The sequence below is a fragment of the Bacillus sp. TH13 genome (genome assembly GCF_016651175.1).
GTDB lineage: Bacteria > Bacillota > Bacilli > Bacillales > Bacillaceae_G > Bacillus_A > Bacillus_A thuringiensis_S.
Window position 1 is genome coordinate 460,376 of sequence record NZ_JAEKEJ010000025.1, and the last position, 22,520, is coordinate 482,895.

Consider the following 22,520-nt stretch of genomic DNA (forward strand, 5'->3'; position numbering starts at 1 on the left):
CTTTCCCATCCTTCCTATTCACTTGCAATAAGTTCTTCTCCGGCATCTAAACGCACCGAAACAAGTTTAGATACCCCTGATTCTTGCATTGTTACACCGTACAACACATCAGACTCTTCCATTGTACCTTTTCTATGTGTAATTACAATAAACTGCGTCTCATCACTGAATTTCTTTAAATACTGTGCAAAACGAGCTACATTGGCTTCATCAAGGGCCGCCTCTACCTCATCTAGTACACAGAACGGTACTGGGCGCACTTTTAAAATACCAAATAAAAGCGCAATTGCCGTTAAAGCACGCTCTCCGCCTGAAAGTAAACCTAAGTTCTGCAGTTTCTTCCCTGGCGGTTGTGCTACAATATCAATACCCGTATTTAGTAAATCCTCTGGATTAGTCATTACTAAATCCGCTCTTCCGCCTCCAAACAACTCAGAGAATACCGATTGAAACTCCATTCTAATGCCTTCAAACGTAGTAAAAAAGCGTTTTTTCATTTCTTCATCCATTTCGGTAATAAGCTGGTGCAATGTCGTTTTCGCTTCTTCTAGGTCGTCTCTCTGCTCTAGTAAGAATGTATGACGCTCCGCTACGCGTTCATATTCATCAATTGCCCCTAGGTTCACTGTACCTAACTCTTCTATGGATAATTTGATTAATTTTACTTTCTTACGCGCATCTTCTGCAGGCATTGTCATTGTATATTTTAGTTTTGCCGCTTCAAATGAAATCGTATATGTTTCACGTAAATGTTGTAATCTATTTTCCAACTCTACATCAAGTCGGTTTATTTTCACTTCTTGATCTTTCAACATTTCAATAATATATTTATGTTTACCTGTCGTTTCTTTCAAATTACGCTCTAAATGTTCTACTCTCTCTTGCAACGAGACACGTTGTTCGCGACGAGAGCGAATTAATTCTGAAGTTTGATTACGATCATACGCTTTCTTTTCAATCATATTCGTAATTTGCTCTTCACCACTTGAATTAGATGTCATTTCTTGTTTTAAGAAAGCTAAATCCTCTTTCGTTTTTACAAGTGTCGCATCCGTTTCTTCTTTTTCCTTCGTAAATCGTTCAACTTTTTCTTTTTGATTAGATAAGCGTTGTTGCTTTTCAGCTGCCAGCACTTTTAACTCAGTCATTTCTTGTTGAACTTTTTCTTTTGAAGAATGTTGCTCACTTTTTTGTTTTGTTAAAGCTACAATTTTACTATCTAACTCTGTGATATCAGCTTGAAGATTCGTTAAAGTCCCTTCTAACGCCTCTTTACGCCCTTGTATTTTTACTCGATCTTGTAAAAAACCTTCAATCTCTAAATCATAAATAGACAAGCGGTCATTAATACGATGTTCTTCTAATTCTAAACGATTAATCTCTTCTCTTAATTTCTGCTCATCTACACGCTCTGCTTCTACAGTTTGCCTTAGTTCGCGTATTTTCACTTCTTTTTCTTGAATCTCTTGTTTTACTGCTTTAACAAAGTTTTCTAACTTCGTTGTTTTTTCTTCCATATCAGTTAACTTGCGAGTCCACTCTTCCAGTTCACGTTGGCGTCCTAATAAAGAAGATTTCGCTTGTTTTACCGCTCCACCAGTCATAGAACCGCCAGGATTCACTACGTCACCTTCGATTGTTACAATGCGATAACGGTATTGCAGTTGTTTCGCCAACTCATTTGCTCCGCGTAAATCTTTCGCAACAATAACAGTACCTAATAAATTTGAAACTACATTTTCATATTTATTATTGTACTGCACAAGTTCTGCCGCCACACCTACAAACGATGGGTGTTGATTTACAATGCGTAATTGCTCAAATGATAACGACCTGCTTTTAATAACAGCTTGCGGTAAAAACGTTGCACGCCCATGTTTATTTTGCTTTAAAAATGCAATTGCATTACGAGCATGTTCCTCTGTTTGTACAACAATGTGCTGCATCGCTGCACCTAGAGCGATTTCCATTGCAACTTCGTATTCTTTAGGTACCTTTAACAGTTCCGCAACAGCACCCTCGATACCTTGCAACCTATTTTCTCTAGCTTTCAATACTTCACGTACACCTTGATAGAAACCAGAATAATCTTCTTGCATCTCTTCAAGCATTTCTTTTCGAGAACGTGCCTGTTGCACAAATTGATATGCTTGATACAGTTTTGTTTCATTTTCACTATACTGCGTCTTACATTTCCCGAGCGCCGCTTCTGTCTTCTGTATGTTTGAGAGGATGCCAGCTACTTTTTCTTTCACTTGTTCGTAATTTTCTACAAGTTTCGTCTTTTTCGCTGTAATTTCCATACGCATTTCTACATATTTCGCATTCTCTTCATCCAGCCGCTCGTTTTTAGACGTTTGCTGTTTAGATTGTTCTTCAATCATAGATAATTCATTACGATGACTGGCTTGTTGATTTAAAAGTTCAATATAGTCACCTTTTAAATTCTCAATTTGTTCCTCTAAATTGTCAGCAAAAGTAGCAAGCAGTTGCTCATTATCATGCAATTTTTGCTCTAACTCTTTTACTTCATTCACAAATTGCATTAAAGCTTCTGTACTTGACGCAATTTCACCATCGTAACTTTTAGCTTTCTCTGTTAATTCAACAATTAACTGCTCAAGTTGCGCACAATGCGTCGTAGCATTTTGCTTTCTCTCTTTTAACAACTCGCGCTGCCCTTCTAGTTTTTCTAGCTCTTTACTAGAAAGAAGAAGTACTTCTTGCAACGAATCTACAGACTCATCTACCGCTTGTAATTGTCCTCGTAATTCCTCAAGCTCTTCTTCACTTTTTTGTAAATCCGTTGACATTTTAGCTTCTTCGTCTTTATTATGCCCAAACTGATTTCGAAGCGCTTCCCATTTCTCATGCAATTCTTCAATTTCATGTACAATAAGCGCAGCTTCTACTTTCTCTAATTCTTCTTTATTCTCAAGATAATCTTTCGCAATAGAAGCTTGTCTTTCTAAAGGTTCTACTTGACTACTTAATTCATGAATTATATCTTGTACACGATTTAAGTTTTCTTGTGTTTCTGCTAATTTCCCTTCAGCTTTCTTTTTGCGAAGTTTGTATTTTAGTACGCCTGCCGCTTCTTCAAATACACCTCGACGCTCTTCTGACTTACTACTTAAAATCTCTTCCACTTTCCCCTGGCTAATAATTGAAAAAGCTTCTCTTCCCATACCAGAGTCCATAAATAAATCGATAATATCTTTCAATCTACATGATTGTTTATTAATATAAAAATCACTATCACCTGAACGAGATACACGACGTGTTACACACACCTCATTGTATTCAATTGGTAAACGTTGATCTTCATTATTTAAAGTTATTGTTACTTCAGCAACATTAACCGCTCTCCTCGTATCACTGCCTGCAAAAATAATATCCTCCATCTTTGCACCACGTAATGATTTTGCAGATTGTTCACCAAGTACCCAGCGAATCGCATCAGTAATATTACTTTTCCCGCTTCCATTAGGTCCTACTACAGAAGTTACACCTGGGACAAAATCAACAGATACACGCTCAGCAAAAGACTTAAATCCTGCTATTTCTAATCTTTTTAAAAACACGAAAGGCCTTCCTCCTATTCTCCGTTGCTATAACTGTTATCTATAAAAAAACGAGCTATCATACGGATTTCCCTTCCTTTTATTCACAAACAAAAAGAAAGTTTCATTTTATGCATAAGGAATCCCCCTCATTCAAAGGGGGATTCCTTATAGTTGTTCTTTTAATTTTTTCAATGCTTCTGCTGCAGCTTGTTGCTCTGCTTCTTTTTTCGACTTACCACTACCAAGACCTAAAGCTACGTTATTTAACGTAACACGTGACACAAATTCTCGATTGTGAGCTGGTCCTTTTTCTTGCAAAATTTGATACTCAACATTGCCACTACCATCACGCTGAATCAATTCTTGTAACTGACTCTTATAATCCATCACATGAGAAAAAGCACCCTCATTAATTTTCGGATATACAATTTCTTTTAAGAATTCCCAAACTGTTTCTAACCCTTGATCAAGATAAAGGGCACCAATAAACGCTTCAAAGACATCCGCTAATAAAGCTGGTCGTTCACGTCCACCTGTCATTTCTTCACCTTTTCCTAATAAAACAAGGCTACCAAATGACAATTCGTTCGCAAAACGAACAAGAGATGGCTCACATACAATAGCTGCACGTAGTTTTGTTAACTCTCCTTCGCTCATTGTCGGATATTTTTGAAACAGATACTGCGATACAGTAAGTTCCAATACTGCATCTCCAAGAAATTCAAGACGCTCATTATCTTCATGCGGTTTTTTTCGATGCTCATTCACATACGATGAATGCGTAAATGCTTGAATCAATAATTTTTCATCTGTAAACGTAATACCTATCTTTTCTTGAAACACTTTAAATGCTTCACGATATTTTGTTTCGTATTTTTTTTCTCTATATTTTCGGTACGGCATAGGTCCCTCCAGATATAAGCCAGAAAGCCCCGCTAAAAAACGGGACTTCACTTAAGCATTATAGATGACTCTCTATGTAAGTCACAGCATCGCCAACAGTAGCAATCTTTTCAGCATCTTCATCAGAAATTTCCATTTCGAATTCATCTTCTAATTGCATTACAAGTTCTACTACATCTAGGGAGTCTGCTCCTAAATCTTCCTTGAAGCTTGCAGCTGGTACTACCTCAGTCTCTTCTACTCCTAAACGATCAACGATGATTTTTGTTACGCGCTCTAAAACATCTGCCATTCCATTCACCTCCCCTCAAATATTATATTAAATATTGACCAAAAAAACTAGGTGAAATCGATTCTTTTATTACATTACCATACCGCCATCAACATTTAACGTTTGACCTGTAACATATTTGCTTTGATCAGAAGCAAAAAACGTTACAGCATTCGCGATATCTTGCGCTTCACCAAATTGAGCAGCTGGAATAACTTTTAACATTTCGGCTTTAATATTCTCATCTAGTACATCCGTCATATCAGTCGCAATAAAGCCCGGCGCAATTGCATTCACTGTAATATTTCGACTTGCTAACTCTTTTGCAGATGTTTTTGTTAATCCAATAACACCCGCTTTAGCAGCAACATAATTAGCTTGCCCTGGGTTTCCTATAACACCAACAACCGAAGCGATATTTATAATTCTACCATGACGTTGACGCATCATATAGCGAGATACTGCTTTTGTACATAAGAATACACCTTTTAAGTTTGTATTAATAACTGTATCCCATTCTTCTTCTTTCATACGCATTAATAAATTATCTTTTGTTACACCAGCATTATTTACAAGAATATCAACTTGTCCAAATGTATCTACTGTTTGTTTCACCATATTTGTAACATCATCAGCATTTGCAACATCTGCTCTTACCGCAATTGCATCAGAACCTAATTTCTTAATTTCATCTACTACTTCATTTGCTTTTTGTTCATTACCTGCATAATTTACTACTACATTTGCCCCTTGTTTCGCTAAATCGATCGCAATCGCGCGACCAATTCCACGTGAAGCGCCAGTTACTAATGCTACCTTCCCTTTTAACATCAGTTTTCTCCTCTCAAATTTGAAATGGTATCTTTTAATGTCTCTTCATCATATATCGCATATGCTTTCACTGATGAATCAATTGACTTCATAAGTCCAGCAAGTACTTTTCCAGGTCCAATTTCAATAAATGTATCTACTCCCTGCTTCACCATACATTCAATAGACGGGTACCATAATACAGGCGAATAAAGCTGTTCGATTAACTTTTCTTGAATGTCTGCACCACGTGTAATAACATCCGCCGTAACATTTGCAATAACAGGAATATTCGTGTTATGAATTGTAATTTCATTTAAAACACTTTGGAACTTCTCAGCTGCCGGCTTCATAAGTGAAGAATGGAAAGGCCCACTTACTTTTAGTGGAATTGCTCTCTTTGCACCATTTTCTTTCGCTCTTTGAGAAGCAACCTCTACACCTTGCTTCGTTCCAGAAATTACAATTTGCTTCGTACTATTCATATTAGCGATTTGCACTGCATATCCTTCACTTGTTACTTCTTCTGTAACTTGTTTCAGCATATCTAGGTCAGCACCTAATATAGCTGCCATCGCACCTTCCCCGTCTGGAACAGCTTCTTCCATATATTCGCCACGTTTCCTTACAGCATATACAGCATCTTCAAAAGTTAATGCACCAGCTGCTACAAGAGCGCTATATTCACCTAAACTATGACCAGCGACAAAGTTAGGTGTAATGTCATACTCTTTCAAAGCTGTCAAAATAGCAAAACTCGTCGTTAATAATGCAGGCTGAGCATTTGTTGTTAATGTAAGCTTTTCCTGCGGCCCTTCAAAAATCACTTCTGAAAGTGAATCTTGCAACACCTCATCTGCTTTTGCAAACACTTTTGCAACCTCTTTATTATTCTCTGCTAATTTTTTACCCATTCCAACTGCCTGTGAACCTTGGCCCGGAAAAAGAAATGCTATTTTTCCCATTTCAAATCCTCCTCTTATTGGAGTGACTCTTTCTCCATTACGCTTGAAATCGTAGGAATTACTTCTTTCGCTACCATTTCTCTCGTTTGACGAATCGCACTAAATATCGACTGGTCATTAGAAGAACCGTGAGCCTTAATGACAGGTGCTTTCAATCCAAATAATGCAGCTCCCCCATACTCCGAATAATCCATTTTATCTTTTAATACCATAAGTTTTGGCTTTAATACCGCCGCTGCTAATTTGCTCGTAAACGAACTCATTAGTTGTTCTTTCAACATAGAGAATAGCGCAAGTGCTGTTCCCTCTAATGATTTCAACGCTACATTCCCTGTAAAACCATCACATACAACAACATCTGCTACACCTTGCAATAAATCTCTCGATTCAACGTTCCCAACGAAATTAATTGGCGCATCCTTAAGCATTGCAAATACTTGCTTTGAAAGCTCGTTTCCTTTTCCATCCTCTGTTCCAACGTTTAATAGTCCAACACGAGGATTTTCAATTCCTCTTACCTTCTCAGCATAAATAGATCCCATTACTGCATATTGATATAAATGAATTGGTTTTGCATCAACATTTGCTCCAACATCTAACATAACAAAACCTTTTCCATCTACAGTTGGCATTGTAGGCGATAAAGCTGGTCGCTCAATTCCTTCCATACGACCGACAACAAATAATCCAGCTGCCATTAAAGCTCCTGTACTACCTGCGGATATACAAGCATCTGCTTCTCCATCCTTTACTTGCTGTGCCGCAAGTACCATTGAAGCTTGTTTTTTTCGACGAACCGCTCTTACTGGTTCCTCTGTCGATTCTATTTTTTCGTCTGTATGAAGAATCGTAATTCGTTCATCACTCGTTAAGTATTGACGAATTTCCTCTTCTTTCCCTACTAACGTAATATGTAAATCAGAATATTCCTTAATAGCTTTCATTGCCCCTAATACTACAGCCTTTGGAGCGTGATCTCCGCCCATTGCATCTATTGCGATTTTCATAAGTTGTTACCTTCCTCACTATAATTACTAGATCGATACATTTCAAAAGTGCCTGTAAAAACAAGTTCTTCTCCAACGAAGCTACGCACTTTGACAACCGTCCGTCCCTTATCATTCTCTACGTCTTCAACGCGCGCTTTTGCAACAACACGCTCTCCTAATTTTACAGGGCGAATGTATCGAATGGTAGACTTTGCAGTTAAAGCTAATTCTTCATCAATAACCGCAACAGCTAGTGAGTTTGCTTGCGCAAACAGATGATGCCCACGGGCGATTTGATTTCTTTTAAATACATGTTCTACCTTTACTTCAAAGATAGAAATTGCATGTCTATCTAATTCAATATCAATAATTTCACCGACAACCTCTTCTAACGGTAAAGATTTCACATCTTCTTCATGTTGCTTTGTAGCTACATGTTTAATTCTCTCTCTTAATTCAGGAATAGACAATTCCATACGATCCAGTCGTACTGTTTGTATACTCACTTGAAATTTTTCCGCTAAATCTTCATCCGTAATAAAAGGATTTGATTCGATTGTTTGTTGTAATAATTCTTGTCTTTCTTTTTTACTTCTTCTTTTCTTCATACCGCACCATCCATTTTTATGACTAGGTACTAACAGTAGTATATAATCATTGAAAGTAGAATGCAACAATTTTTTTGTTGACTCCCTTTAATCGAGCTTCTCTCCTTGGAACACACCTGTCCCATCAAGATACGTACGCAAAGCAGCGTATTGATCATTGTGCCAAAATGCTTCTGACTCTACTAGTATCGCCGCATCTTGCCTTGCTGTTTCTAACGCTCGATAATCGTGTACCATGTCAGCAACCTTAAATTCTGGTAAGCCACTTTGCTTACTCCCAAAGAAATCTCCAGGACCTCGTAATTCTAAATCTTTTTCAGACAATACAAATCCATCATTTGTTTCAGTCATTATGCGCATTCTTTCTTTTCCTGTTTCTGATTTAGGGTCTGCTATTAATAAACAATATGATTGTTCACTACCACGCCCGACACGCCCTCTAAGCTGATGAAGCTGCGATAAACCGAAACGTTCTGCATCATAAATAACCATCACAGTCGCATTCGGTACGTTCACACCAACCTCAACAACTGTTGTCGATACAAGAATTTGCACTTTATTTTCACTAAACTGTCCCATTATCTCTTCTTTTTCCTGAGACGATAATCTCCCATGCATCAATCCAACTTGGCATTTCCCTTGGTAATGATGCGTCAGCATACTATGTAAGTCGATAGCATTTTGCACATCAAGTTTCTCAGATTCTTCAATTAGAGGACAAATAACGTATGCCTGTCTTCCTTTTTTTATCTCCTTCTCAACAAAACCGAGGACGCGATCTAACATATCATGTTTTGCCCAGTATGTTTCAATCACCTTTCTACCTGCTGGCATCTCATCGATTATTGAAACATCCATCTCTCCAAATGCAGTAATTGCAAGCGTACGCGGAATTGGTGTCGCTGTCATAAATAATACATCTGGACTTTCACCTTTCTCCCGTAAAACTCGGCGCTGCGCTACACCAAATCGATGCTGTTCATCTGTAATAACGAGACCCAACCTATGAAATATAACTTCATCTTGAATTAAAGCGTGCGTTCCAACAAGAATATCTATTTCTCCTTGTTCTAACTTCGCTAAAATTTCTCGGCGTCTCGCACCTTTAACAGAACTTGTTAGCAGTTCCACCTTCATACCAAAATGCGAAAACGTTTCAGCAAGCGACTGATAATGTTGCTCAGCTAAAATTTCTGTAGGAACCATTAAAGCACCTTGATAATGAGCTAATTTCGATGCATAAAGACCAATCGCAGCAACAACTGTTTTCCCAGAACCAACGTCACCTTGCAATAGTCGGTTCATCCGATAAGGAGATGTCATATCTTTTAAAATTTCATTTACAACTCGGCGCTGCGCACCCGTTAACGGAAACGGCAGTGCATCGATAAATTCTTGTAATTCTACTGACGGAATCTCTTTCTTCGTCCCTTTTGAATTTTCCCTCTCCATTTTCCTCAGCGTTTGCATTTTCAGCTGAAATAAGAAAAATTCCTCATATACAAAACGGCGACGCGCTTGCTTTAAATCTTCCTGTCCTACCGGAAAATGCAAGGCCCTAAGTGCTTCATATCTTGGTAATAATTTATATCGGCCTAACAAACCATCCGGTAACACTTCGACTATAGAATCTCCATATTCCTTTAACGCTTGAGCAATAAAACGACGCATCTGTTTTACTGTAAGTTTCCCCTTTACTGAATAAACAGGCTCCACTTCTTGTTGACGTACAACCGGCCCAAAATGAAGCTCTGATACAGCAATTGTTTGACGATGTTGATCCCACTTACCAGTAATCGTTACCGTTTCATCTAACGTTAATTTTTGCTTATAGTAAGGCCTATTAAAACATACCGCCGTAATTAAATAACGACCGACGAGAACCCGAACTGTTAGACGCGATTTCTTTTTACCATAATATTGCAGCAAAGGAGCACTATGAACCTTCCCCTCAACCGTTACACGTTCATCATGCTTTACTTCAGCAAGATCTTTCATCGCATAATCTTCATAACGGTACGGAAAATGTTCTAATAGATGAGAAACTGTATAAATCCCCATCTCATGTAGTAACTCAGATGTTTCTCCTCCGATCCCCTTTACATCCGTAACAGGAACTTGTACAACATCATTCAAGATTCTCACACCCCGTCACATTATTTTCTTTATTGCATTCTATTTGAGTATCAATTAGCATCTGTAATCGCTCTCTTTCACCTTCTATATTCTATCATAGGCATTCTAAGAGAAACTACTCCAATCCCTTATATAAAACAAGTAAAAAAGAGCCTCACTATTAGCAGCAAGGCTCTTTTCTCTCTTCAATATGCTAGCCTTTTGAATAAAAACTAGTAATAAACTTCATATTACTACTTCTTATCCATTAGCAAGTAAGTAATTCATTTATTTTCAAAACGAATCTTATCTTATTCTACAGAGAAGATGAAAGAATACACTGGTTGGTTTCCAGCATGCACTTCTACTTCTGCATCTTCAAATTTCTCTTCTACAAATTCAACTAGCTCAGCTACTTCTTCGTCAGTTGCATCTTCACCTTGTAGAATCGTTACGATTTCAGAATCTTCATCAATAAGCGTTTCTAGTAATTGCTTCGCAGCTCCTACTTTTTCAGCATTTGTAGATACAATTTTCCCATCTGCAATACACATGAAGTCGTCTTTTTGAATTGCTACACCATCAATTTCCGTATCACGTACAGCATACGTAATTTGACCTGTTTTCACATGAGATAAAGCTTCTTGCATGTTTTCTTCATTCTCTTCTAACGTTCCAACTGGATTAAATGCTAACATTGCCGCCATACCTTGAGGAACCGTTTTCGAACGAACAACAATAACTTCTTGATCTACAACTGATGCCGCTTGTTCTGCTGCCATTACAATATTTCCGTTATTCGGTAAAATAATGATTTTTTCAGCATTCGCTTCTTCAATTGCCTTCACGATATCCTCCGTACTTGGATTCATCGTTTGACCACCTTCGATAACTTTCGTTGCGCCGATGCTCTCAAATAAAGTTTTAATACCAGACCCCATAGCTACAGTTACGATACCATATGGTTGTTTTTCTTTCGATTGAGCTGGTTGTTCAGGAACCATAGTAGGTTCATCTAATAAAGCAGTATGCTGTTCACGCATATTTTCTACTTTTATCTTAATTAAACTACCGTATTTTTGCCCGTAGTTCATAGCGTCTCCAGGATGTTCTGCGTGGATATGAACTTTTACAATTTCATCATCAGACACAACTAGTAGAGAATCACCATATACACTAATATCTTCACGGAATTTTTGTTCAGAGAAATTATGCTCTTTCACCTTTTCAGCCTCTAATTTCACCATGAACTCCGTACAATATCCATACTTAATATCTTCTGTACTCAATTGGCTTTGTACACTACGGTGATGTTCTGCGCGTACCATCTCATTCATAGATGGTTGCGTCGGTGCATCAGAAGAAATCGTTTCTCCTTTTAAGTCAGCTAAAAATCCTTCGTATACCACTACAAGACCTTTACCACCGCTATCTACAACGCCAACTTGTTTTAATACAGGTAATAAATCTGGCGTACGATTTAACGATGCGTTTGCTTCTTTCACAACGTCTTCCATAAACAAAACAAAGTCGCGCTGTTTTTTCGCAACTGTTACTGCATATTTACCCGTCTCTCTTGCAACCGTTAAAATCGTTCCTTCAATCGGTTTCATAACCGCTTTATAAGCCGCCTCTACTCCAGCTTCTAGTGCTGCAGCAAAATCAACTGTTGTTAACTCTTCTTTTTGTTCAATGGATTTAGAAAAACCACGGAACAACTGAGATAGAATAACTCCAGAGTTACCACGAGCTCCCATTAATAATCCTTTGGCTAAACTTACACCGACTTTACCAGCATGCTGTGAAGGGTTTGCTTTCACTTCACGCGCACCTGAAGTCATAGATAAGTTCATGTTTGTACCGGTATCGCCATCTGGAACTGGAAATACGTTTAATGCATCAACAAGCTGAACATTGTTTGTTAAATTATTCGCTCCTTGCATGATCATTTGTGATAAACGTTTTCCATCAATTTTTTGAATTGACACAGATTTTCCTCCTTAATGCACATTACAAGTTTATTACTTTAACTCCTTGTACGTAGATGTTTACAGAATCTACTGCTAGTCCTACAGTTTGATCTAATGTATATTTCACTTTCGTTTGCACATTATGTGCCACTTCTGAAATTTTCGTACCATAGCTCACAATAATATACATATCAATATGTACTTCATTTTCATCTTTACGAACAATAACACCTCTAGTGAAGTTTTCTTTTCGTAAAATGTCTGTTAATCCATCTTTTAACTGATTTTTTGATGCCATACCTACGATACCGTAGCAATCTACCGCGGCACCTCCAGCAATTGTTGCAATTACATCTGTACTAATATCAATTTGACCGTACTTCGTTTTAATTTCAATTGACATCTCGTTTCCCCCTTCATAAATGGTGAAAGTGAGCTAGACTACTTTAGTTACTATCATATAATCTTTTTAAAGAAAATTCCATCGTTCTTTCTTTTCACTCTCATATTTTATGTTTTAAATTACACTTTTTTATGATGAGCAAAATAGTCCATTGTTATTATACAACATGTACCACTATAATATGTCAAGCAATTTTTGTGGATTTCAACTTTTCTTCATTGACATATAGTGTCAAGTAAATTTTCTTGATTTCTTTTTTCTACGGTGTTGCATTCTCTTTTTAGTTGTGTTAAATTATAGTAGTGTTTTTAGCATCGCATAAAAGACTAACATTGAAAAATTACGTATGGTAAGGTATCAAGGGAGGGAAATATAAATGGCTCGTGTTTGTGCTATTACTGGAAGAAAAGCTCGTTCTGGTAACTCTCGTTCTCACGCAATGAACGCTACAAAACGTAAGTGGGGCGCTAACCTTCAAAAAGTTCGCGTACGCATCGACGGAAAAGTTCAACGTGTTTACGTTTCTGCTAGAGCATTAAAATCTGGCAAAATCGAACGTGTTTAATAATAAAAAAAAGAGCCGATAGGCTCTTTTTTTACTATAACAATGGAAAAAGCACCGGTGATAGGTGCTTTTTTAATCTTTTTTGAAGGTATTTAACATTGCACGAACAATTCCACCAAGAAATTTAGGTAACTTAATTGTATAAAATCTCATGGTTTCCCTCCTAATCCCCATTACTCCACTTGGTCACTATATGATGTAAGGAGCAAAATTGTTTCTTCAATCAGTGCTTCTTATCAACATTAATATGCCAGAAGTAAATGAAAAAGTACCTTTTTCCTCAACGAGTTCGTTACTAATACAAAGTGTTGATCCCCACTCTATTGTTTTATTAGTAAGAGGATACTTAAAACCAAACAATGTAATCCCTTCCACTATTTCAGTAACTGGTACAAAAGATACATAAGGAAAATTTTTATTTTCTTCAATTATATGTGTACCCACTTTTTTAACTGTTATTTCATTTTTATTGTCCACAATACACATTTCTATCTCTACTTCTAACCCTTTTAAAAGCATCTGTATATTTGCCAAACCGTGATCAAGCCTTCCACCAGTAGCACCAAAAATACGAATTAGTGCCGGCTTCTGTTCTAATGCCCAGTTGATTGCAATTTCTAAATCCGTTTGATCTTTTTCCCGCGGAACAATATGTAATTCGTTCGTTTGCTTTCCCATCCATACTAATTCTTCTTCAGTAACTGAATCGTAATCTCCAAACGCAACAGCCGGGGTAATCCCTTTCTTTAATAGACGGTATACTCCCCTATCAACCGCTGCCCACACTACTTCCTCATTCTCATATCGAGCAAAATCTGCGCAATATTCCGAAGGTCCTCCTGCTAAAATATGAATAATCATTTTTTCTTCCCCTTCCATTGTAAAAAGGCAATCTGCCATTCGGTAGATTGCCTTTTTACATATTTTTACCCTATCCTATAAATACCTTACTAGGATAAAAGTTCATCACTACCCACGAATTACGCGAATTGCTTCACCGCGGTCTTTTTGATTGTATACTGCTGACCCAGCTACAAGTACATTTGCTCCAGCTTCCACACAAAGTCTTGCTGTTTCAGCATTTACACCACCATCAACTTCTATTTCTACCTCTAGATTGCGCTCTTTTACCATGTCTGCAACTTGTTTAATTTTCGGTAATACAGAATGGATAAACTTCTGTCCACCAAATCCAGGGTTTACTGTCATAAGTAATACCATATCTATATCTTCTAGTACATGCTCAATCACTGAAACTGGCGTATGCGGATTTAATACAACGCCCGCTTTAATGCCATGAGATTTAATTAACTGAATTGTACGATGTAGATGCGGACACGCCTCTACATGAACAGTAATAATATCTGCTCCCGCTTGTGCGAAAGTCGGGATATAGTTATCAGGATTTTCAATCATTAAATGTACATCTAATGGTAATGATGTAATCGGACGGATAGCTTCTACAATTAACGGTCCAATCGTAATATTTGGTACGAAATGTCCATCCATTACATCAACGTGAATGTAATCCGCTCCGCCCTTTTCTACATCTTTAATCTCTTCCCCTAATTTTGAAAAATCTGCTGATAAAATCGATGGTGCAATTTTAATCATAACTAATACCTCGGCTTTCTCTCTCTAATTTCTTCTACGAATTGTTTATAGTTCTTATAACGATATTCTGTAATCTTCCCTTCTTCAACCGCAGCTTTCACAGCACATTTCGGTTCAGAAAGATGTGTACACCCTCTAAATTTACAGTATTGACTCGCTTCTTTCAACTCTGGAAAACAATATGTAAGATCTTCTACTTCTATATCTATGAAATCTAGCGAACTAAAGCCAGGTGTATCTGCAACTAGCCCACTCCCAATTGCAATTAATTCTACGTGCCTTGTCGTATGCTTCCCGCGCCCTAAATGTGAGGAAATATCATTTGTTTTCAGTTCTAATTCTGGACGTAACACATTAAGCATTGAAGATTTCCCAACACCAGATTGACCTGCAACGACAGAAACACAATTTTCTAAGTATGGTTTTAATATATCAATACTTTCTGACGTATTGATAGAAGTAAATAACACATCATAACCCATCTCACGATAATCTTCCGCATAAGCTTCAACAGTTGCTTTCATCTTTTCATCCACTAAATCCATCTTGCTAATACAAATAATCGGCTTAATGTTATGATATTCAATCAGCACTAAAAATCGATCTAACAGTCCAGGATTAAAATCTGGTTCTACTGCAGAGAACACGAGGATCGCTTGATCAACATTAGCAATAGGAGGTCTAACAAGTTCATTTTTTCGATCAAACACTTCAAGCACATAACCTTCAGTTGGATTATCTGCCTGAAAAACAACTTGGTCTCCTACAAGTGGTGTAATTTTATTTTTTCTAAATACACCTCGCCCACGGCACTGCGTAACCCCTTCTTCATGCTGCACGTAATAAAACCCACTTAAAGCTTTTATAATTTTTCCTTCTGGCATAGAATTCTCCTTTTTTGTATAAGGTGATGCTGAATTTAAAAATGAATGGATTTAAATTTTTCAAATAACGATTTCAAAACCTACCCTATATACTTTCGCTAATATACATTAAATCTTCCATTAAATGCAAAAAAATATTTACAGCTGCATCACTTTACTAGCTTTTTGAATCATATATTTTTGCCTGCTATACCGTCCACTTTGTAGACAGCATAACAGGCAATAATAATAAGTAGATTTTCACTATTATTGAGTTGGATATGGTACTTCTTTGTCAATAATCGTGACTCCATCTCGTACAATTTTATAGTGTCCTTTTGAACCTTCTTGAATTACAAATTCTAAAGAAATAGTCGCTGATTCAGTAATTGTTCTCGTTTCAATTGGTCTATCCATTTTTTGCTGCATATCTTCTTTATAAATTTCTATTGTTTGCGGCTTTTTCTCACCTGTTACAGCAGGCTCATATGGGATAGAAATATTGTCCACTTTTACCGTTTTAGTCACTTTAGGCTTTGGACCATCAGAGATAATAATAGTTACTTTATCTCCCTCTTTTAATGGTGTACCTGGCTTTGGAAATTGAGAAATTACAAGTCCTTTTTCAACTGTATCTGAATGCTCTCGTTTTATATCCGAAGTTAGTTTTCTCTCATTCAAATAACCAGTTACACTATTTTCGGTCCACCCCGAAAAATCACCTGGTCTAATTTGATAAGGACCTTTACTTACCCAGATTTTCAGTTCTTGCTCCGCTTCTATAACCATTTGATCAGGCGTCGGGATTTGCTCTACGATTTCACCTTTCGGCTTATCATTTTCAATATAATTTACTGTAACTTGTTTATATTTTTCTTCTAACTCAGCCTTTACACTCTCAAAGTTTTGCCCTGTGAAATTCGCCATCTTACTTTTCTTTTTTCCACCTGATTGATAGATAGTAATTTTAGCGTTTTCTTTTACGACTCTTCCTGCTACAGGATCCGTTTTTATTACATCCCCAACCTCAACATCATCTGTATATACAATATTAGGCTCCGTCACCTCAAAGCCCTTTTCTACTAATGTATTTACAGCTGTCGTATATTTCATACCAGCCACGTCAGGAACTTTCACATCTTTCGGAATAAATAATCCTGGAATAACCGTAAGCGCTAATGTTATTCCTATTGCTAAAAATAAAAATGTTGAAATTAAAACTTTAAGCCACTTGTTACCCCGTTTTTTCTTCTTATCTAACTCAGGTGCTTCTGCTCTTATCGGTTCCTCCACCTTACTCCCTTTTAAAACAATCGTTTCATCACTTACATTTGCGAATAATTGTTCTTGTTGAATAATCGGAATCGCTTTCGTCGCTTCCATATCTTCCGGTATGTAAAATGGTTGCTCATTTATCCTCTCTGGATATAACGCAGTTTCAATATCTCGCTTCATCGCATTGGCAGACTGATATCGATGGAACGGATCTTTTGCAGTTGCCTTTAATATAATATTTTCAACACTTTGCGGAATATTTTCATTCCATCTTTTTGGTGATGGGATTTCACTTTGTAAATGTTTTAAAGCTATAGCAACAGCAGATTCGCCAGAAAACGGTTGTCTTCCTGTTAACAATTCAAACATAACTATTCCAAGAGAATAAATATCCGATTGTTTATTTGCTATCCCGCCACGTGCCTGTTCTGGTGATAAATAATGGACTGAACCGAGTACTGAATTTGTATGTGTAATTGTTGTTGCACTTGTAGCTGTCGCAATTCCAAAATCTGTTACTTTTATTATTCCATCAGCTCGAATTAAAATATTGTGCGGCTTTATATCACGATGCACAATTTCAAAATGATGGGCGTGTGCCATGGCGGATGTTAACTGCTCCATAATATCAAGAGCTTCTCCTATAGGTAACATACCTCGCTCAATTATGTATTGCTTCAATGTTTGCCCAGGTACATATTCCATGACAAGATAATATATACCATCTTCTTCTCCGACATCATACATATTCACAATATTTGGATGCGACAACGTTGTAACAGACTGCGCTTCTCGATGGAAACGTTTAATAAACTCTTCGTTATTTGAGTAGTCGAGTCTTAATATTTTTACCGCTACATCTCGGCCAAGTATATCATCATGAGCTAAATATACATTGGCCATTCCGCCACCACCAATCATTTTCAGCAGCTTATAACGGTCATTTAAGCGTTTTCCAATCAGCACGTTGCACTTCACCTACTTTCGTTTGTCGAACCCGCATAATCAATAAGAACAAGTGTGATATTATCTTCTCCACCGCGATCATTCGCCAATTGAATGAGACGCTGCCCTTTACCTTCAAGCTGTTCATTTAACTGTAAAATTTGTTGCATATCACCTATAGAAACTTTGTTTGATAACCCATCAGAGCAAAGAAGCAACTGATCATCTTCCTCAAGCACCAACGTTTTTACATCTAATCCAACTTTTTCTTCTGTTCCTAATGCTCTTAATAACACATTCTTTTTCGGATGATACTCTGCATCTTCCTTTGAAATTTCACCATGTCTCACAAGCTCATTTACAAGCGAATGATCTTCCGTTACAAGCGTCATTTCTCCTTCTGATACCATATAGCAACGACTATCTCCTATATGCCCTATTGTCACAAAACTTGGTGTACAAACAGCTATTATAAGCGTTGTTCCCATACCATTACATTCTACATTTTGCTGAGCGTATTCATATATACGCTCATTAATAATCCCAACACTAGTATGTAACCATTGTTCTACTTTTTTCGGTTCATTCATATTATGCGTTTGCTTCCAATAATCATGGAATAATTGGATGGTCATCGAGCTAGCTACATCACCAGCTCGATGACCTCCCATTCCATCTGCGACTACCGCTAAAACATTTCCATCTAAATTGTGAAAAACTCCTGCACTATCTTCATTATGTTGACGAACTTTTCCTTTATCCGATAGAAATACGGCTTTCATCTCGTCACCTCGTCTCTTCTTTGCGCTCCTTCGCACGCAACTGACCGCAGGCTGCATCAATATCATGACCTTGTTCACGGCGAATCGTTACATTCACTCCACGATCTTTTAACGTTTTCTCGAACAAGAAAATTTGCTCACGTGGTGTACGTACATAATCACGTTCAGGTACGTAGTTTACCGGGATTAAGTTTACATGACATTTTACACCTTTTAAGAGCGCAGCAAGCTCTTCAGCGTGCTCAACTTGGTCATTTTCTCCTCCAAATAATCCATATTCAAAAGTAATACGGCGCCCTGTTCTATTTACATAGTATTTAATAGCTTCCATTAAATCCGGTAATTTATAAGCACGGTTAATCGGCATTAATTTTGAACGTAATTCTGAGTTCGGAGCATGCAATGAAATCGCAAAATTAATTTGTAGATCTTCTTCAGCAAACTTATAAATTTTCGGGATAATTCCACTCGTCGAAACAGTCATATGTCTAGCACCAATATGAAGTCCTTTTTCATGGTTAGTGATACGTAAGAATCCCATTAAATTATCGTAATTATCAAATGGTTCTCCAATTCCCATAACAACAAGAGAACTTACACGTTCTTCCGTTTCATCAAGCGCACGCTGAACTTCTACTACTTGCGCTACGATTTCTCCAGCTTCTAGGTTTCGTTTTAGTCCACCAAGCGTCGAAGCACAGAACGTACATCCAATACGACAACCAACTTGCGTTGTTACACAAATGGAATTTCCATATTCATGTCGCATTAATACCGTTTCAATAGAATACCCGTCATATAATTGGAATAAGAATTTAATCGTTCCATCCGAAGACGTTTGTTTTACTAACGTGTTTAAAGTAGTAATATCAAAGGAATTCGACAATTTATCACGCAATCCTTTAGAAAGGTTTGACATATCCTCATAATTTTTTACACGTTTTTTATATAGCCAGTCAAAAATTTGTCCAGCGCGGAACTTCGGTTCTCCTTGTTCCTTTAACCAATCTTGCATTTCATGAATTTGTAAAGAGTAAATTGATGGTTTCTTCGTTTCTACATTTTTCTTTTGTTTTCTTACAGTCGTTTCCATGATGCTACACCTTCTTCCTTAAACAAGCAATATAAAAGCCATCCGTTGCAAAATAATGTGGTAAAATTTGTACTTGACCTTCATTAATATACGGACTTAATTTTTCTGGCATACGTTCTTTTATCGTGGTATCCCATTCAAATTCAGGATGTTCTTTTAAAAATTTATCTATTACTTGTTCATTTTCTATTTTCTCAATTGTGCACGTACTATAAACAAGACGACCGCCTTGTTTTAATAATGGTGCTATTTTTTCTAGTATCGCAAGTTGAATCGTCGATAATCTTTCACTATCGCCCTTATCTTTTCCTAACTTAATATCAGGCTTACGTCTAATTACACCAAATCCAGAACACGGTGCATCTACCAATATTTTATCAAACGTTTCATTTGAAAAGTGCTCTTGCACTTTTCTAGCATCTAGCGCTTTTGTTTCGACATTTTCTAGCCCAAGTCGCTCTGCTTGCTGTTTAATTAAACGTACTTTGTGTGCATGTAAATCAAGGGACATTACTTTACCAGTTCCCTTTAAACGCTCAGCTATATGCGTAGTTTTACCACCAGGAGCCGCACAACTATCAAGAACTGCCTCTCCCTCATTTGGTTCTAAAGCGCGTGCTACAAGCATAGAACTTTCATCTTGAATAGAAAGAAATCCTTTTTTAAACGCTTCTGTATGCGCTACATTTCCTCTTTCAATCTGAATTGCATCATCTGACAAGTCACCACGTTTTGCTTCTATACCTTCACTTGCCAACAACTCAATCGCTTCTTCTACCGTTACCTTATCAACATTCACACGTGCTGTAGGTACAGGAGGTAACATGTTTACTTCACACATTTTCTCTGCAGTTTCTAAGCCATATGCAGAAGTCCACTCTTGTACAAGCCAAATTGGATGACTCGTCGCAATTGCAAGACGTTCTACTGGATCCTTGATTTCATCTACAGAAGGTACACCTTCTCTCTGAATCGAACGTAATACACCGTTCACCATACCAGCAATTCCTTTATGCCCGCGACGCTTTGCAATCTCAACTGCTTCATGAATAGCCGCTCTTTCTGGCACTCGGTCTAAATAAATCATTTGATATAAAGATAAGCGAAGCAATACTCTTACCCACGCCTCAACTTTCTTTTTTAAAAAAGGCTGTAAATAATAATCCAATGTGTCACGACGTTGAATCGTTCCATATACAATTTCAGTTAATAAACCAATATCTTTTCTATCAATTGCACTTTTTTCAATTAGATTATTTAAAAGTAAGTTGCTATATGCACCACTTTTTTCCACTTGAATTAAACCATCAAGAGCTAATTCACGAACATTTTGTCTCATGCATTTTCTCCTAACTTCGTTCCAATTTCAGGTTTTGTTCCACGTAAAAATTGTGAACAACTCATACGCTTTTTACCAGAAGGTTGCAATTCAGTAATTTTAACACCTGTTTCATTACTAGTCGCTACAACAAAACCATCTTCTTCGATTGCAACAATCGTACCTGCTTCAGCCGGTTCAGTTACAGGTACTTTTTCTCCCCACCATACTTTAACAACTTGTCCTGCTAAAGTTGTATAAGCAACTGGCCATGGACTCAATCCGCGAATGTGATTGTATACTTCTTCACCTGTTTTTGTCCAATCAATTTTCTCTTGCTCACGTTTTATATTGTACGCAAACGTTACTTCTTCTTCGTTTTGCTTAATCGGTTCTAGCTTACCTTGAATTAATAAAGGTACTGTTTTAGATAGAAGGTGTGCTCCTGCTTCACTTAATTTATCAAATAATAAGCCTGTCGTTTCACGCTCTTCAATTTCCACTTCCACTTGTGTTAAGATATCACCAGCATCCAATTTTTCTACCATATACATAATTGTAATACCTGTTTTTTCTTTACCTTCCATAATTGCATAATGAATTGGTGCACCACCACGAAGTTCAGGAAGTAAAGAAGCGTGGACATTAATACATCCATACTTTGGTGCTTCTAAAATTTCATTTGGTACAATCTGACCAAATGCAGCTGTTACAATTAAATCTGGCTCTAATGCCAATACTTTTTCATATTCATCTTTTTCACGAATTTTCAACGGCTGTATAACAGGAATACCATGTTTTTCCGCTTCAACTTTAACAGGTGTAGGTGTTAATACTTTTTTTCTACCTACTGGACGATCAGGTTGCGTCACAACACCTACTACCTCATAGCCATCTTCAATAAGACGACGAAGCACCGGCACTGAAAAGTCCGGTGTTCCCATAAACACTACTTTTATCATTTAAAAACCGCTCCTTTTAACACCTATTCTAGTTCGTTTTCTTCATAATATCTTGTCACTTTCGATGTAAATAAAACACCGTGTAAATGATCGATTTCATGTTGAATTGCACGCGCTAAAAATCCTTCCGCTTCTAATAAAAATACTTTCCCACGGCGATTTTGCGCTCTTACTTTAATATAATCGGCACGTTCTACTTCACCATAAAGTCCCGGGAAACTTAAACATCCTTCGGGACCTACTTGTTCACCACGTTTTTCTAATATTGATGGATTGATTAACTCGATTTTCCCAGTATCATCATCGACATCAACAACCGCTACTTGCAAGCTTACACCTACTTGAGGCGCAGCTAAACCGACTCCGTCCGCAATTAACATTGTTTCATGCATATCTTTCAACAATTTCACTAACTTTTTATCAAAGTTAATTACTCTTTCGCATGGTGTTTCTAACACTTCATTTGGATGCTTTACTATTTCTAAAACTGCCATATTTCCCTC

At 37.3% G+C, this 22,520-nt stretch carries 21 protein-coding genes; 1 reads left to right on the plus strand and 20 read right to left on the minus strand.

Annotation, left to right across the window (positions count from 1 at the left end):
* Positions 1-14 precede the first annotated feature (14 nt).
* The 10 genes from smc to JFU02_RS10575 form a co-directional block, all read right to left on the minus strand.
* Positions 15-3,584 carry a chromosome segregation protein SMC gene (gene smc / locus JFU02_RS10530; protein ID WP_086407618.1) on the minus strand — a complete coding sequence of 1,190 codons (3,570 nt, stop codon included), beginning with the start codon at positions 3,582-3,584 and terminating at the stop codon, positions 15-17.
* A 147-nt stretch (positions 3,585-3,731) separates the two neighbouring features.
* Positions 3,732-4,469 (minus strand): ribonuclease III, encoded by a 738-nt coding sequence (rncS, locus tag JFU02_RS10535; protein WP_001146875.1) that lies wholly within the window; start codon positions 4,467-4,469, stop codon positions 3,732-3,734.
* Between the two features lie 58 nt (positions 4,470-4,527).
* Entirely contained in the window at positions 4,528-4,761 is a 234-nt protein-coding gene (gene acpP / locus JFU02_RS10540) for an acyl carrier protein (protein ID WP_000786062.1), read from the minus strand.
* A gap of 69 nt (positions 4,762-4,830) precedes the next feature.
* Positions 4,831-5,571, minus strand: coding sequence for a 3-oxoacyl-[acyl-carrier-protein] reductase (gene fabG, locus JFU02_RS10545; protein WP_000911774.1), 741 nt, complete (start codon positions 5,569-5,571; stop codon positions 4,831-4,833).
* Positions 5,571-6,515 carry an ACP S-malonyltransferase gene (fabD, locus tag JFU02_RS10550; RefSeq protein ID WP_098867533.1) on the minus strand — a complete coding sequence of 315 codons (945 nt, stop codon included), beginning with the start codon at positions 6,513-6,515 and terminating at the stop codon, positions 5,571-5,573. The genes fabG and fabD overlap by 1 nt, the downstream gene beginning before the upstream one ends.
* A 14-nt stretch (positions 6,516-6,529) precedes the next feature.
* The gene (gene plsX, locus JFU02_RS10555; protein ID WP_000684095.1) at positions 6,530-7,522 is read right to left on the minus strand and encodes a phosphate acyltransferase PlsX; all 993 of its coding nucleotides are present in this window, start codon (positions 7,520-7,522) and stop codon (positions 6,530-6,532) included.
* Positions 7,519-8,112, minus strand: coding sequence for a transcription factor FapR (gene fapR, locus JFU02_RS10560; protein ID WP_000747349.1), 594 nt, complete (start codon positions 8,110-8,112; stop codon positions 7,519-7,521). Before fapR ends, plsX begins: the two co-directional genes overlap by 4 nt.
* A gap of 87 nt (positions 8,113-8,199) precedes the next feature.
* Positions 8,200-10,248: an ATP-dependent DNA helicase RecG gene (gene recG / locus JFU02_RS10565; protein WP_001000825.1), complete on the minus strand. Its 2,049-nt coding sequence runs from the start codon at positions 10,246-10,248 to the stop codon at positions 8,200-8,202.
* A 290-nt stretch (positions 10,249-10,538) separates the two neighbouring features.
* Entirely contained in the window at positions 10,539-12,215 is a 1,677-nt protein-coding gene (locus JFU02_RS10570; protein ID WP_086407619.1) for a DAK2 domain-containing protein, read from the minus strand.
* A 22-nt stretch (positions 12,216-12,237) separates the two neighbouring features.
* Entirely contained in the window at positions 12,238-12,600 is a 363-nt protein-coding gene (locus JFU02_RS10575; protein WP_000021110.1) for an Asp23/Gls24 family envelope stress response protein, read from the minus strand.
* A 376-nt stretch (positions 12,601-12,976) separates the two neighbouring features.
* Here JFU02_RS10575 and rpmB point away from each other — a divergent pair, with 376 nt between their 5' ends.
* A complete protein-coding gene (rpmB, locus tag JFU02_RS10580) occupies positions 12,977-13,165 on the plus strand; it encodes a 50S ribosomal protein L28 (RefSeq protein ID WP_000124776.1) in 189 nt (62 codons plus the stop codon).
* 72 nt (positions 13,166-13,237) lie between these two features.
* Here the strand turns inward: rpmB and spoVM are convergent, their stop codons facing one another.
* From spoVM to def, 10 genes are all read right to left on the minus strand, one after another.
* A complete protein-coding gene (gene spoVM / locus JFU02_RS10585; RefSeq protein WP_001213599.1) occupies positions 13,238-13,318 on the minus strand; it encodes a stage V sporulation protein SpoVM in 81 nt (26 codons plus the stop codon).
* Between the two features lie 66 nt (positions 13,319-13,384).
* The gene (locus JFU02_RS10590; protein WP_141526892.1) at positions 13,385-14,065 is read right to left on the minus strand and encodes a thiamine diphosphokinase; all 681 of its coding nucleotides are present in this window, start codon (positions 14,063-14,065) and stop codon (positions 13,385-13,387) included.
* Between the two features lie 69 nt (positions 14,066-14,134).
* Positions 14,135-14,779 (minus strand): ribulose-phosphate 3-epimerase, encoded by a 645-nt coding sequence (gene rpe, locus JFU02_RS10595; protein WP_000589974.1) that lies wholly within the window; start codon positions 14,777-14,779, stop codon positions 14,135-14,137.
* Between the two features lie 2 nt (positions 14,780-14,781).
* The gene (gene rsgA / locus JFU02_RS10600) at positions 14,782-15,663 is read right to left on the minus strand and encodes a ribosome small subunit-dependent GTPase A (protein WP_001113931.1); all 882 of its coding nucleotides are present in this window, start codon (positions 15,661-15,663) and stop codon (positions 14,782-14,784) included.
* 246 nt (positions 15,664-15,909) lie between these two features.
* Positions 15,910-17,883 (minus strand): Stk1 family PASTA domain-containing Ser/Thr kinase, encoded by a 1,974-nt coding sequence (pknB, locus tag JFU02_RS10605; RefSeq protein ID WP_086407621.1) that lies wholly within the window; start codon positions 17,881-17,883, stop codon positions 15,910-15,912.
* 8 nt (positions 17,884-17,891) lie between these two features.
* Positions 17,892-18,644 (minus strand): Stp1/IreP family PP2C-type Ser/Thr phosphatase, encoded by a 753-nt coding sequence (locus tag JFU02_RS10610; RefSeq protein WP_000648711.1) that lies wholly within the window; start codon positions 18,642-18,644, stop codon positions 17,892-17,894.
* 4 nt (positions 18,645-18,648) lie between these two features.
* Positions 18,649-19,737 carry a dual-specificity RNA methyltransferase RlmN gene (gene rlmN, locus JFU02_RS10615; protein WP_000450547.1) on the minus strand — a complete coding sequence of 363 codons (1,089 nt, stop codon included), beginning with the start codon at positions 19,735-19,737 and terminating at the stop codon, positions 18,649-18,651.
* 4 nt (positions 19,738-19,741) lie between these two features.
* Positions 19,742-21,076 (minus strand): 16S rRNA (cytosine(967)-C(5))-methyltransferase RsmB, encoded by a 1,335-nt coding sequence (rsmB, locus tag JFU02_RS10620; RefSeq protein WP_098516543.1) that lies wholly within the window; start codon positions 21,074-21,076, stop codon positions 19,742-19,744.
* Positions 21,073-22,017, minus strand: coding sequence for a methionyl-tRNA formyltransferase (fmt, locus tag JFU02_RS10625; RefSeq protein WP_201071017.1), 945 nt, complete (start codon positions 22,015-22,017; stop codon positions 21,073-21,075). The genes rsmB and fmt overlap by 4 nt, the downstream gene beginning before the upstream one ends.
* A gap of 23 nt (positions 22,018-22,040) precedes the next feature.
* Positions 22,041-22,511 carry a peptide deformylase gene (def, locus tag JFU02_RS10630; RefSeq protein WP_000279470.1) on the minus strand — a complete coding sequence of 157 codons (471 nt, stop codon included), beginning with the start codon at positions 22,509-22,511 and terminating at the stop codon, positions 22,041-22,043.
* Positions 22,512-22,520 lie beyond the last annotated feature (9 nt).

What these genes read in the sequence shown, in the direction of transcription:
- fabD (WP_098867533.1), bottom strand. Translation starts at nt 6,515, where the DNA reads ATGGGAAAAATAGCATTTCTTTTTCCGGGCCAAGGTTCACAGGCAGTT.
- rsmB (WP_098516543.1), bottom strand. Translation starts at nt 21,076, where the DNA reads ATGAGACAAAATGTTCGTGAATTAGCTCTTGATGGTTTAATTCAAGTG.
- def (WP_000279470.1), bottom strand. Translation starts at nt 22,511, where the DNA reads ATGGCAGTTTTAGAAATAGTAAAGCATCCAAATGAAGTGTTAGAAACA.
- rpe (WP_000589974.1), bottom strand. Translation starts at nt 14,779, where the DNA reads ATGATTAAAATTGCACCATCGATTTTATCAGCAGATTTTTCAAAATTA.
- JFU02_RS10575 (WP_000021110.1), bottom strand. Translation starts at nt 12,600, where the DNA reads ATGTCAATTGAAATTAAAACGAAGTACGGTCAAATTGATATTAGTACA.
- rsgA (WP_001113931.1), bottom strand. Translation starts at nt 15,663, where the DNA reads ATGCCAGAAGGAAAAATTATAAAAGCTTTAAGTGGGTTTTATTACGTG.
- fabG (WP_000911774.1), bottom strand. Translation starts at nt 5,571, where the DNA reads ATGTTAAAAGGGAAGGTAGCATTAGTAACTGGCGCTTCACGTGGAATT.
- rpmB (WP_000124776.1), top strand. Translation starts at nt 12,977, where the DNA reads ATGGCTCGTGTTTGTGCTATTACTGGAAGAAAAGCTCGTTCTGGTAAC.
- acpP (WP_000786062.1), bottom strand. Translation starts at nt 4,761, where the DNA reads ATGGCAGATGTTTTAGAGCGCGTAACAAAAATCATCGTTGATCGTTTA.
- rlmN (WP_000450547.1), bottom strand. Translation starts at nt 19,737, where the DNA reads ATGGAAACGACTGTAAGAAAACAAAAGAAAAATGTAGAAACGAAGAAA.
- JFU02_RS10610 (WP_000648711.1), bottom strand. Translation starts at nt 18,644, where the DNA reads ATGAAAGCCGTATTTCTATCGGATAAAGGAAAAGTTCGTCAACATAAT.
- rncS (WP_001146875.1), bottom strand. Translation starts at nt 4,469, where the DNA reads ATGCCGTACCGAAAATATAGAGAAAAAAAATACGAAACAAAATATCGT.
- spoVM (WP_001213599.1), bottom strand. Translation starts at nt 13,318, where the DNA reads ATGAGATTTTATACAATTAAGTTACCTAAATTTCTTGGTGGAATTGTT.
- fapR (WP_000747349.1), bottom strand. Translation starts at nt 8,112, where the DNA reads ATGAAGAAAAGAAGAAGTAAAAAAGAAAGACAAGAATTATTACAACAA.
- JFU02_RS10590 (WP_141526892.1), bottom strand. Translation starts at nt 14,065, where the DNA reads ATGGCAGATTGCCTTTTTACAATGGAAGGGGAAGAAAAAATGATTATT.
- fmt (WP_201071017.1), bottom strand. Translation starts at nt 22,017, where the DNA reads ATGATAAAAGTAGTGTTTATGGGAACACCGGACTTTTCAGTGCCGGTG.
- plsX (WP_000684095.1), bottom strand. Translation starts at nt 7,522, where the DNA reads ATGAAAATCGCAATAGATGCAATGGGCGGAGATCACGCTCCAAAGGCT.